Source organism: Rhodoblastus sp., assembly GCF_052145335.1.
In the GTDB taxonomy this organism is placed as follows: Bacteria; Pseudomonadota; Alphaproteobacteria; order Rhizobiales; family Beijerinckiaceae; genus Rhodoblastus.
In genome coordinates, this window is sequence record NZ_JBKQOU010000039.1 from 1 (window position 1) to 10293 (window position 10293).

Annotated in this window: 12 protein-coding genes, 1 tRNA gene and 1 pseudogene; 11 read left to right on the forward strand and 3 right to left on the reverse strand. The window is 60.0% G+C overall.

Annotation, left to right across the window (positions count from 1 at the left end; all coding sequences use genetic code 11):
• Nucleotides 1–537 (forward strand): outer membrane protein (locus ACLP2E_RS02640; protein WP_442461085.1); only part of this gene is annotated, 537 nt, incomplete at its 5' end.
• 114 nt (nt 538–651) lie between these two features.
• Here the strand turns inward: ACLP2E_RS02640 and ACLP2E_RS02645 are convergent.
• Nucleotides 652–1395 (reverse strand): RlmE family RNA methyltransferase, encoded by a 744-nt coding sequence (locus tag ACLP2E_RS02645; RefSeq protein WP_442461084.1) that lies wholly within the window; start codon nt 1393–1395, stop codon nt 652–654.
• 89 nt (nt 1396–1484) lie between these two features.
• A complete protein-coding gene (locus ACLP2E_RS02650) occupies nt 1485–2570 on the reverse strand; it encodes a Ppx/GppA phosphatase family protein (protein WP_442465077.1) in 1086 nt (361 codons plus the stop codon).
• A 194-nt stretch (nt 2571–2764) separates the two neighbouring features.
• Here ACLP2E_RS02650 and ACLP2E_RS02655 point away from each other — a divergent pair.
• The 3 genes from ACLP2E_RS02655 to ACLP2E_RS02665 all read left to right on the forward strand — a co-directional run bounded on the left by ACLP2E_RS02655 (nt 2765) and on the right by ACLP2E_RS02665 (nt 3580).
• Nucleotides 2765–2838 (forward strand) — tRNA-Gln (locus ACLP2E_RS02655).
• A 71-nt stretch (nt 2839–2909) separates the two neighbouring features.
• Nucleotides 2910–3290, forward strand: coding sequence for a hypothetical protein (locus ACLP2E_RS02660; RefSeq protein ID WP_442465078.1), 381 nt, complete (start codon nt 2910–2912; stop codon nt 3288–3290).
• A 29-nt stretch (nt 3291–3319) separates the two neighbouring features.
• Complete coding sequence (locus ACLP2E_RS02665; protein WP_442465079.1) at nt 3320–3580, forward strand: hypothetical protein; 261 nt, start codon at nt 3320–3322, stop codon at nt 3578–3580.
• 349 nt (nt 3581–3929) lie between these two features.
• Here ACLP2E_RS02665 and ACLP2E_RS02670 read toward each other — a convergent pair whose 3' ends face one another.
• Nucleotides 3930–4325 (reverse strand): DUF4167 domain-containing protein, encoded by a 396-nt coding sequence (locus tag ACLP2E_RS02670; RefSeq protein ID WP_442465080.1) that lies wholly within the window; start codon nt 4323–4325, stop codon nt 3930–3932.
• Nucleotides 4326–4556: 231 nt separating this feature from the next.
• On the opposite strand from ACLP2E_RS02670, the gene ACLP2E_RS02675 reads away from it, so the two are divergent.
• From ACLP2E_RS02675 to ACLP2E_RS02705, 7 genes and pseudogenes are all read left to right on the forward strand, one after another.
• On the forward strand, nt 4557–4877 hold the full coding sequence (locus tag ACLP2E_RS02675; protein WP_442465081.1) for a hypothetical protein: 321 nt from the start codon (nt 4557–4559) through the stop codon (nt 4875–4877).
• 166 nt (nt 4878–5043) lie between these two features.
• Complete coding sequence (gene groES, locus ACLP2E_RS02680) at nt 5044–5331, forward strand: co-chaperone GroES (RefSeq protein WP_442464728.1); 288 nt, start codon at nt 5044–5046, stop codon at nt 5329–5331.
• Nucleotides 5332–5384: 53 nt separating this feature from the next.
• Nucleotides 5385–7016, forward strand: a complete 1632-nt coding sequence (gene groL, locus ACLP2E_RS02685; protein ID WP_442464729.1) for a chaperonin GroEL — start codon at nt 5385–5387, stop codon at nt 7014–7016.
• 138 nt (nt 7017–7154) lie between these two features.
• The gene (locus ACLP2E_RS02690; RefSeq protein WP_442465082.1) at nt 7155–7724 is read left to right on the forward strand and encodes a TrmH family RNA methyltransferase; all 570 of its coding nucleotides are present in this window, start codon (nt 7155–7157) and stop codon (nt 7722–7724) included.
• Between the two features lie 329 nt (nt 7725–8053).
• A complete protein-coding gene (locus ACLP2E_RS02695; RefSeq protein WP_442464731.1) occupies nt 8054–8575 on the forward strand; it encodes a YfbU family protein in 522 nt (173 codons plus the stop codon).
• Nucleotides 8576–8983: 408 nt separating this feature from the next.
• A complete protein-coding gene (locus tag ACLP2E_RS02700; RefSeq protein ID WP_442464732.1) occupies nt 8984–9379 on the forward strand; it encodes a calcium-binding protein in 396 nt (131 codons plus the stop codon).
• A gap of 616 nt (nt 9380–9995) precedes the next feature.
• Nucleotides 9996–10293, forward strand: a pseudogene (locus ACLP2E_RS02705) (porin family protein); the annotation flags it as partial.

Genomic DNA, 10293 nt, shown 5'->3' on the forward strand with positions numbered 1-10293 from the left:
AATGGCGTGATTGGCGGCGGCTTCGTTGGCTATAACTACCAGATCAACAACTTCGTCATCGGCGTGCAGGGCGAATTCGACGGCACCGGCAACGGCAACTCCCGTTACACCTCCGGACCGCTCGGCCTGAACAACTACGTCTATCAGTCCAGTTTCAACCAGGACTGGATCGCCTCGATCGACGGCCGTCTCGGCTATTCTGGATTTGGCTGGGATCGCGCCCTGATCTACGCCATCGGCGGCGTGGCCTGGGACCAGCAGTCGGCTGATCTCTACAACCTGAGCACCGGCTATGGCATCAGCCGTTCGAACACCCGCACCGGCTACGATGTCGGCGGCGGCTTCGAATATGCCTTCACCAACAACTGGACCGGCCGTCTCGAATATCGCTATTACAACTTCGGCAACAGCAACAACGCCTTTTTCGATGGCAATCTCTCCGGCGGCTATTATCGCACGACCCTCACGGACAACGTCTTCCGCGCCGGCTTGGCGTACAAGTTTGGCGCTCCGGAACCCGTTGTCGCCAAGTACTGAGATTAATTCGCCTTCGCGGCGTATCGAAGAAAGCCCGGCCGTCTGGCCGGGCTTTCTGCATTTATGCTCTTTCTGACCGCGACTCGCCTCATGCGAATGGCATTCGTTTCTGACCTAAATCTGGCCATCGTCCGCGAGATTCGGAATTGGATCGGCTTTTGGCGCGGCGCGAAAACCTATCGCCAAAACATAAAGCTCCGCCGAACCGGCGCGACTCGACTGCGGCTTGATATGGCGCACCACGGCATAGTCGCGCTTGAGCCGATTCACCAGATCGGCGGTTTCGCCGCCCTGAAACAATTTGCACAGGAAATAGCCGCCGGGCTTCAACACCTCGCCAGCGAAATCGGCGGCCAGTTCTGCGATATGGACGATGCGCAGGTGATCGGTCTGCTTATGCCCGGTGGTATTGGCCGCCATGTCGGAAAGCACGCCGTCGGCCGGGCCGCCGAGCATGGCTTTGAGCTTTTCCGCAGCGTCGTCGGCAAGAAAGTCCAGCACCGCGAAATCCACGCCGGCTATCGGTTCGATGTCGAGCAGGTCGATGCCCACCACTTTGCCGCGCCCATCCCGGGACCGGACTTTTTTCGCCGCCACCTGAGACCAGCCGCCCGGCGCCGCGCCGAGATCGATGATTCGCTGACCCAGTTGCAGAAGTTGATATTTTTCATCGATTTCCAGCAATTTGAAGGCGGCGCGCGAGCGCCAGCCCTCGCGTTTGGCCCGCGCGACATAGGGGTCGTTCAATTGCCGCTGCAGCCACAAAGTCGAGGAAAGCGTGCGTTTGCGAGCGGTTTTTACCCGAGTCTTCAACCCGCGCCCGCCTTCGCCGCCCGATCCGCCGGTGGGTTTTTTCACTGATTGCGCCCCTTATCCAACCGGCGCGAAACTCGGCGCCGACCGCTTCCCGTAGCCGGAAAAGCCGCGCTTGAACAGTTTTGTCGGATTCAAACGGTAAAGGAATGGTCGGCGCGCATGAGTTCCAGCAGCATTCCCTCACGCAGCCCTCGATCGGCGATGCGGATGCGCTCCGACGGGAACGAGCGGCGGATGCCCTGGAGGATGGCGCAACCGGCCAGCACCAGATCGGCGCGGTCCGGTCCGATGCAGGAATTTTGCGACCTTTCCGCAAAGGACATCCGGCGCAGCCGGTTCATCACCGCGTCGATTTCGATATGGGACATCCAAAGCCCATCGACCCGGCGCCGGTCGTAACGCGGCAGGTTGAGATGGACGCCGGCCAGCGTCGTCACCGTGCCCGACGTGCCGAGCAGATGGAAACGATGGCACCTTTCCTCCCGTGAGGCGGAATCGATGAAATGCTGCAATTCGGAGACCACCAGGTCCGTCATCGCGTCGAACTGGGCGAAAGATACTTCCGCGCCGCCGAAACGCTCGGCCAGGGTCACGACTCCAAGCTGCAGCGAAGTCCAATGGCGAATGCGTTCGCTGCTTTGCCCCACGCCCCCGCCCAGCCAGACGATTTCCGACGAACCGCCGCCAATGTCGAACAGAACCACGGCTTTCGCCGCCGCATCGGCCAAAGAGGCGCATCCCGCGGCGGCCAGGTGCGCCTCGGTTTCGCGGCTGATGACTTCGAGCTTCAGGCCGGTTTGCTCGCGCACCCTTTCGACGAATTCCAGGCCGTTTTCCGCGGCGCGGCATGCTTCGGTGGCGATCAGCCGCGCGCGGGTTACGCTACGCGCCATCATCTTGTCGCGACAGATCAGCAGCGCGTCGATGGTACGGCGAATCGCCTCCTCGCTCAGGCGTCCGGTCTGGCTCAAACCTTCGCCGAGCCGCACGATACGGGAGAAGGCGTCGACGATGCGAAAGTTTTCGTCGCCAAGACATTCCCGATCGCGAATCGGGCGCGCGACCAGAAGCCGGCAGTTGTTGGTGCCGAGATCGAGCGCGGCATAGGTGGCGGGAGCGCGCGAGGCATAGGTCTTGCCGTCGCCGTACCGTTGCAGACGCGCCGCAACAGGCTCGGCGAGCGCATTCTGCGCTCCAGTCGCGTTCACCAACGCCAAATGTTTCTCTCCCGCGCGAAAACCGCGCATGTTCATTAAAGCGCCAGCATAAGGCCGGCAGGACCGGCCCGACAAGCGATTTGTGACCAGGGAATCTCGGAGGAAGGCGCAACTCCTGCCGCGAAGCATTCAAAGGGGGTTGCGCTCCAGGCTGCTCTTGGCTATGTCAACCCGACCAGCGGCGATAAGCCCGGTGGGGGATAGTTCAACGGTAGAACAGCGGACTCTGACTCCGTTAATCTTGGTTCGAATCCAGGTCTCCCAGCCACTCTAACATTCTGATTTATAATCGTTTTTATAACGCGTGTGCCAATTTGGCTCTCGCGATGCGCCATATCTGTGCCAAACGAGATAGGCGACAATCATGGTCAACGCAGCATTGATGATCCAAAAAAGTTGAATGAGCCGCCCTTCCGTCAAAAAGATAAACAAACAGCGCAAAAACTCCCGATTCCTCAACAGTCCCAATGGATTTTTGAAGGCACGAACATGATTGAAAAAGCCGTGAGGGATTTGCTTTCTCCGTCGCCGGAGCCAACGCTGGCGAACTCGATTTCGGACCGAACGTCTGAGGAAATTGTCGTCGCTTTTGTGGGACCGGTCGGATCAGGCGTTTCTACCGCGGGAAGGCGAAATCTCCGGGCTTCGAGGCGCCGCACGAACGAGGCCGCAACCGAGCGCGACGCACGCAACGCCAAAGTCCCGCAGCATGTGAACTGATACACAGCGAGGAAGCCGTCTTCCAGCCTATGCTCACCGAGAAGACCGAGAATTGGGCGGTCGTTTTCGAGAAACATTCGGTCGGCAAGGGGGTCGCCATGCTCGTTAAAATCTGGTTCGTCTTCGTCGCGACGCTAGTTGCGCTCGTCTGCCTCGCGGAGCGGGGGCATGCGCAGGAATTCAACGCCGAGAAGCATTATTCCGTCGCCTTCCTAGCCTGCGACGCTTCCGGCCATTGCGAGCGCATGAGCGACCGCTCGACGCCGACAACGAAATCCAGTGCATGTTGAAGGCCGGCATGGTCGGCGCAGTCGAATGGCTGAAAGAGCGTCCCGGCTGGCGACTGTCCGAGATGCGTTGCGCCAAGGACGGCGAGGCCTATCTCTGACCCTTTAGCTCCCAGGGCGGGCGGCGGCGCCGTTATCGGAGAGGCGTCCCGCCAGCGGATGCCCCTTGGCGGGCTTTGGCGTCACTTTCTGCGCGACGGCAAGACTTCGCGGTATCCCCATGACTTCGCGGTATCCCCATCGGGATAGGCGCCCCATCCTCGTTCGGAGGCGGGACGTTGTCATTTTTGCCGGTCGGTCGTCGAAATGGAGGTCGAAAAACAACGCGCCGACGGCCATCCGCCCGGGAAACTCAGCCAACTTTTCGGGGATAAGTTCCGGTTTCAACGGCGAAGAGCTGCGCGGCCGGCTCTACGGGCAGAGCGAAACGATCGGGCAATCCGCCGTCGCCGTTCTCAGCTTCGAAATCGTCCGGATGGGGTTCTCCCGCCGCACGGGGCCCCGCCTGAGCGGCTGCGATCAGCCTGAAATAATGCTCGGCGTGCTGGAGATAGTTCTCCGCCGCGACGGGATTGCCGCCGGTATGAGCGTCTCTCGCCAATTGCAGATATTTTTCGGCCACGTGCCGCGCCGTTCCGCGTATTTTGACGTCAGGCCCATTCGAATCGTAGGTGCGGGTCAGCGGGTTGGAGTCGCGACGGGCGCCCGTCGGGCGGCTCCGCGACCGGTTATTATGTTCAGGTTTCATAGACTGTCCTTGAATTTAAAGGCTCAGGTTCGGAGAGCCGTCGTTTCCTGGGCCTGCACAAATTGAGCGGGCTCGCCTGGAGCCGGCTCACCTGAAGCAGGTTCACTTGCTGAGGCCGTAGGCGCTTTCGACCTCGGCGCTGAACTGTCGAGCAGTAATTTCGGTCCCGTCGATGGTCGGATTTGAAGCCCGTGCTCGACGGGAATCCTCAGAATAACCAGCGGAACGGACATGATAATCGAGGCGTCCAACGGCGGCCGGGGACCGTTGCGTCGGACATCGGGTTCGATCGATTTGCAGCGCCTGGATCACGGCGGCCGCGCGACGGGAACCGGTGGCGCCTTCGTCGACAGCCATCCGCCTCAATGGAGCATGCGCTCAAAAAAAACGAGCCGAAGTCAAATCCGGATTGATCTTCGAAAATCAGCGATCAAAGATTTACGCCTTTATTACCAGAATCGCAAGCTGGTATTTTTTATCTTGACCGAAGACTTAAACATTCGAACGAAGAGCGCCGTCCGTTGTGCTAAACTTTCCTGTCTATTCCCGTGAGATTTCGTGAAACTGTCTTGCGACGTCTTGACGCGCAGCGGCGGCATGCCCATGTGGTGGGCGCGTTAGCACTCACGACAGGTGAGTGCCAACAGGAAGAAACCCGGGTCCATCGGCGACCGTCCTTTCAGCGAAGTCTGCCCGAGGCCTGATCAAGGAAAACAACATGGCGTTCCGACCCCTTCATGACCGGATTGTGCTCAGACGCCTTGAGGGCGAAGAAAAGACCAAAGGGGGCATCATCATCCCCGACACCGCCAAGGAAAAGCCGCAGGAAGGCGAAGTCGTCGCCGTCGGGCCCGGCGCTCGCGACGAAGCCGGCGCTCTCGTCCCTCTCGACGTGAAAGCAGGCGATCGCGTCCTGTTCGGCAAATGGTCGGGGACCGAGGTCAAGATCGACGGTCAGGAACTGCTGATCATGAAGGAAAGCGACATTCTGGGCGTGGTTGGCTGAACCAACCCGCTTTTCTCGAAAACCCAAGATTTTTCTTTCGGAGTTGAACCACTATGGCCGGCAAAGACATTCGTTTCTCCACCGACGCGCGCGACCGCATACTGCGCGGCGTCGAAATCCTGAACAACGCGGTGAAAATCACGCTGGGGCCGAAAGGCCGCAACGTCGTCATCGAAAAATCCTATGGCGCGCCACGCATCACCAAGGACGGCGTCACCGTCGCCAAGGAGATCGAACTCGCCGACCGTTTTGAGAACCTCGGCGCGCAACTGGTGCGCGAAGTCGCCAACAAGCAGCATGACGCCGCAGGCGACGGAACCACGACCGCGACTGTTCTTGCAGCCGCCATTGCGCGCGAAGGCGCCAAGGCCGTCGCCGCCGGTCTCAACCCGATGGATTTGAAGCGCGGCATCGATCTGGCTGTCGAAGCCATCGTCGTCGATCTCAAGAAGAATTCGAAGAAGGTCACCTCGAATGACGAGATCGCCCAGGTCGGCGGCATCTCGGCGAATGGCGACAAATCGATCGGCGACATGATCGCCAAGGCAATGCAGAAGGTCGGCAACGAAGGCGTCATTACGGTCGAAGAGGCGAAAAGCCTCGAGACTGAACTCGACGTCGTAGAGGGCATGCAGTTCGACCGCGGCTATCTCTCGCCCTATTTCATCACCAACGCCGAGAAGATGGTCGCCGAGTTCGACGAGCCCTACGTTCTGATTCACGAGAAGAAGCTTTCTTCGCTACAGGCGATCCTGCCGGTGCTCGAAGCGGTCGTCCAGACCGGCAAGCCTCTGGTGATCGTCTCGGAAGATGTCGAGGGCGAGGTTTTGGCGACGCTCGTCGTCAACAAGCTGCGCGGCGGCCTCAAGATCGCCGCCGTCAAGGCCCCCGGCTTCGGCGACCGCCGCAAGGCCATGCTTGAGGACATCGCCATTCTCACCAAGGGCCAGGTCATTTCCGAGGAAATCGGCATCAAGCTCGAGAACGTGACCCTGGAGATGCTCGGACGCGCCAAGAAAATCCGCATCGACAAGGAAAGCACCACCATTGTCGACGGCGCCGGCGACAAGAAGGACATCGAAGGCCGCATCGCCCAGATCAAGGCGCAGGTCGAGGAAACCACGTCCGACTACGATCGCGAAAAACTGCAGGAGCGTCTCGCCAAGCTGGCGGGCGGCGTCGCGATCATTCGCGTCGGCGGCTCGACAGAGACCGAAGTCAAGGAAAAGAAGGACCGCGTCGACGACGCTCTCAACGCCACTCGCGCAGCGGTGGAAGAAGGCGTGTCGCCGGGCGGCGGCGTCGCCCTGCTTCGCGCCATCCGGGCGCTGGCGGACGTAAAAGTCCAGAACGCGGACCAGAAGACTGGCGTCGACATCGTCCGCAAGGCGATCCAGGCGCCCGCGCGCCAGATCGTCGACAACGCCGGCGACGACGGCGCGGTCGTTGTCGGCAAGTTGCTCGAATCGCAGGACTACGCCTTCGGCTACAACGCGCAAACCGGCGAATATGGCGATCTGGTCAAGCTCGGCATCATCGACCCGACCAAGGTCGTGCGCACCGCCATCCAGGACGCCGCGTCGATCGCCGGCCTGATCGTCACCACCGAGGCGACGATCACCGAGGCTCCCAAGAAGGACGAGCCGGCAATGCCGCCGGGCGGCGGCATGGGAATGGGCTACTAAGTCAGCAAATGCACGAAACCGGCCCCGGGTGTTTTCCCGGGGCCTTTTGCTGTAATCCGCAATGTTTTGAACTGGGACTCACGCTGACGCCACTGCTCAAACTGGCGTTTCCCTGACGCCGCTCAACCGCGAGGCAACATGAGCAGAGAGCCACGGCATCTGGTTTTGCCGACTGCGGAATTGCGCAGATCCAAGTGCGATCGGGATGTTTTTGCGGCAAAACCGCGCTTGCCGATCATGGTGGTGCTCGACCGGGTGACCCAGGCCTATAACATCGGCGCGATCTTCCGGCTTTGCGATGCGATGCTGGCCGAGCGACTCGTGATCACCGGGGCTGAAGTCGACTTGCGCAAACGCAACTTGGGTCAGGCCGCGTGTGGAACGCAATTCTGGACGCCGTGGTCGCAGGAAAAAACGGCCATGGAGGCGGTCGTACGCGCCAAGGCCGATGGATATCAGATTGCAGCTGTCGAATTGGCGTCCAATAGCGTTCGGCCTGAAGCGTTCACGCCGAACTTCCCGGTGTGCCTTGTCCTCGGCGGCGAATTCGATGGCGTCTCGCAGGAAGTGGTCGATCTCGCCGACGCCGTCATCGAAATTCCAATGCGCGGCATGGCTAATTCGATCAATGTCTCCACGGCGGCCGCAATCGTCCTTTATGGGCTATCGTGTCGCGCCGAAGCGGCGATTTCGACCCTCCGCGAATGATGGGGGCGGCGCCTCGACTCAGGGCGACGCGGGACGCTAAACTTGACACAAGGTCCGGAATATGGTCCGAACCGCAAGCAAGATCATTGATTTGCTTTCGATTTTTCGTTCGTACGACTGCTGGTGGATCCTGGTCTTCCGCCAATTCTGACACATCGGAATCAGCAGGTTTTTTAAAGTCAATGGCAACGCATCGGCGGGCCTGTCGGCGCCGCTACTCATGAGCCTCGTCGATGCGCTGGCCGCGCAGGCGGAATGTCGAAACAACGCTTCAGGACAGCCGTGTCAGCGGCTAAGCTGGCGCTTCAAGAACGGTAGGGGAATCGATCATGAAATTGTCGGATGGCGAAAAGCTCATTTTGGTGATGCTGGCGGACATTCATGAGAAACTGGGCGCCGGCGGCGCCATCGACCCGGGCTTTGTGAAAGACGCCATCGTTGACGATCACACGTGGGGCCTGCATTGGAAGTTCACCGACATTCCGTTCACGGAGAAAAAAGATCCGCCGGAAGTGAAGGAAGTTTGCGAAATCCTGCAGATGTGGAGCATTCTCGAAGCTTCCTACAAAGGGCTTTCGGAGCATTCCAAATCGCTCGTCCAGGAGGGCGCCGGCGTGAAGGAGGTGAGATTCGAAGGTTTTGACCTCAATCATGAGGCGGCGCATTACAGCGTCGCGAAATTCCTGATCACGAAACTGGAGAGGTTTGCGGAGTTCAAGGATCACTACCTCAACTCCCACTCCCACAGCCTCTCCCAGCACAGAAGCCGTCTTCATCGCTTCGACGCGGCTTATGACAGCCGCCGCGGGGATCTGCTGACTGCAGCCGAAATCGTCAAAATCATCAAATAGCAAGCGCGCCCGTCGGCGCTGCAACAGCGTTTTCAAGCGAAGGGACGCAGGTTCGCGAAAACCCCGGAAGGGCTGCAATCGCGCTAACCTGCGCTCGGCCGGTTTTTTCGGTAGGGTGACGGGCCGAACGCGAAACCCTCGCGCTAAACATTAGATCATCTGTATATCCAACGAAAATAACACACTTATTCCCGTAAATCTGGCGCGTCCCGCCCCACCGCCAGAATGAAGCTTTGATTCTGTGCTCCCACGTTTTCGATCCGTTCCTGCGGCACTGCATCGTCTCCGCCCTCATTTTCCGGACGGTTAATTATCCCCGACGGGAACCAGGGGGACCAAAAAGGATAAATAGATAATCGGGTCGCAGCCCCGGAGGGCAGCGGCCCCGACCGTCGCGAGGAGGGAAACATGCTGTCACGCCGCCCATTGCTGATCGCACTCGCCGGGCTTCTGGCTTTCGCCACGGCGCCGGCCGTCTCCGGCTCCCGCCTGCCAAAAGGGCTCGACGCCGATCGGGACGGATCGGTCGATCTGGCCGAAGCGAAAAACGCCGCCGCCGCCCTGTTCGACCGGCTCGACCGCGACCACGAAGGAACGCTGGACGCCAAGGAACTGCACGTCCGCTTGAAAAAAGACGAAATCGCCGGCGCCGACCCCGACAAGGACGCAACCCTGACGAAGGACGAATTTCTCACTCTGGTCGAGCGACGTTTCAAAGCCGCCGATGTCGATTCGGACGGCACGCTCAACGCCGCGGAATTGCACAGCAAGGCCGGCCGCGCACTGCTGAAGCTGCTGCAGTGACCTGAATCAGAGCGAATCGGCGACCGAGCGGCCTTCCGGCGGCGCGGATCCGAAGCCGGCGCGCTGGTCGCCATGGAACTGCCAACGATTCGCTCATCCGGCCATACTGACAATAGCGAGACCGCCTGGAGCCGACGGTCGGCCAGCCGGCATCGCATTCGCCAACGCCTTGCTGGACATCGCCAGGAACGCGGCGCCGCAGGCTTATCATGCTCGCCATCGGCCTTTTCACGGAGGCGCCGGTCTATCTGGCCCGTGAAGTGGGGCTTTCGGTGGGCGACATCGGCAAGCTGGAGTAAAGTAAATCTATCTTAACTACGCTTCGATAGACTTATTTTACGCAATCTCGATAGATTTATCTCGCCGCGCCAAAATCGCGGCCGGTTTCAACCGAGGTTCTGCCTCAGTCTTGGATCGGCCGGGAACCAGCGCTGCTTGCAGTGGGGGCTATCCGCTGTAGCTAAAATGCAACGCCTGCCGCCGAACAAGACTTCACCCCGGCAAAAAGATTGGGCTTGGTCCCATAATCGTGTAGATCATCGTCAGCGTCTGCGCTCGCAACGGCGCTCATGAGAAGAGAACGAACTCTCGTTCGATAAATTTTCGGAGAATGAATATGCGCAATTTCCTGCTTTCCACGGTCGCCCTGGCGGCTCTGGCCGGCCAGGCCTTCGCGGCCGATCTTCCCTCCCGCAAGGAAGCCCCGGTCTACGTCGCCCCGGCTCCCGTTTACTCCTGGACCGGCTTCTACGGCGGTCTCGACATCGGCGGCTCCTGGGGCAACGCCAACCTCTGGGTTCCCGGCTACCCCTACACCTTCAGCCACAACAGCACCAACAATGGCGTGATTGGCGGCGGCTTCGTTGGCTATAACTACCAGATCAACAACTTCGTCATCGGCGTGCAGGGCGAAT

Bases quoted from the DNA above. Each gene is read 5' to 3' on its own strand.
- ACLP2E_RS02665 (WP_442465079.1), top strand. From the start codon at position 3,320: ATGCTCACCGAGAAGACCGAGAATTGGGCGGTCGTTTTCGAGAAACAT.
- ACLP2E_RS02670 (WP_442465080.1), bottom strand. From the start codon at position 4,325: ATGAAACCTGAACATAATAACCGGTCGCGGAGCCGCCCGACGGGCGCC.
- ACLP2E_RS02675 (WP_442465081.1), top strand. From the start codon at position 4,557: ATGATAATCGAGGCGTCCAACGGCGGCCGGGGACCGTTGCGTCGGACA.
- groES (WP_442464728.1), top strand. From the start codon at position 5,044: ATGGCGTTCCGACCCCTTCATGACCGGATTGTGCTCAGACGCCTTGAG.
- groL (WP_442464729.1), top strand. From the start codon at position 5,385: ATGGCCGGCAAAGACATTCGTTTCTCCACCGACGCGCGCGACCGCATA.
- ACLP2E_RS02690 (WP_442465082.1), top strand. From the start codon at position 7,155: ATGAGCAGAGAGCCACGGCATCTGGTTTTGCCGACTGCGGAATTGCGC.
- ACLP2E_RS02695 (WP_442464731.1), top strand. From the start codon at position 8,054: ATGAAATTGTCGGATGGCGAAAAGCTCATTTTGGTGATGCTGGCGGAC.
- ACLP2E_RS02700 (WP_442464732.1), top strand. From the start codon at position 8,984: ATGCTGTCACGCCGCCCATTGCTGATCGCACTCGCCGGGCTTCTGGCT.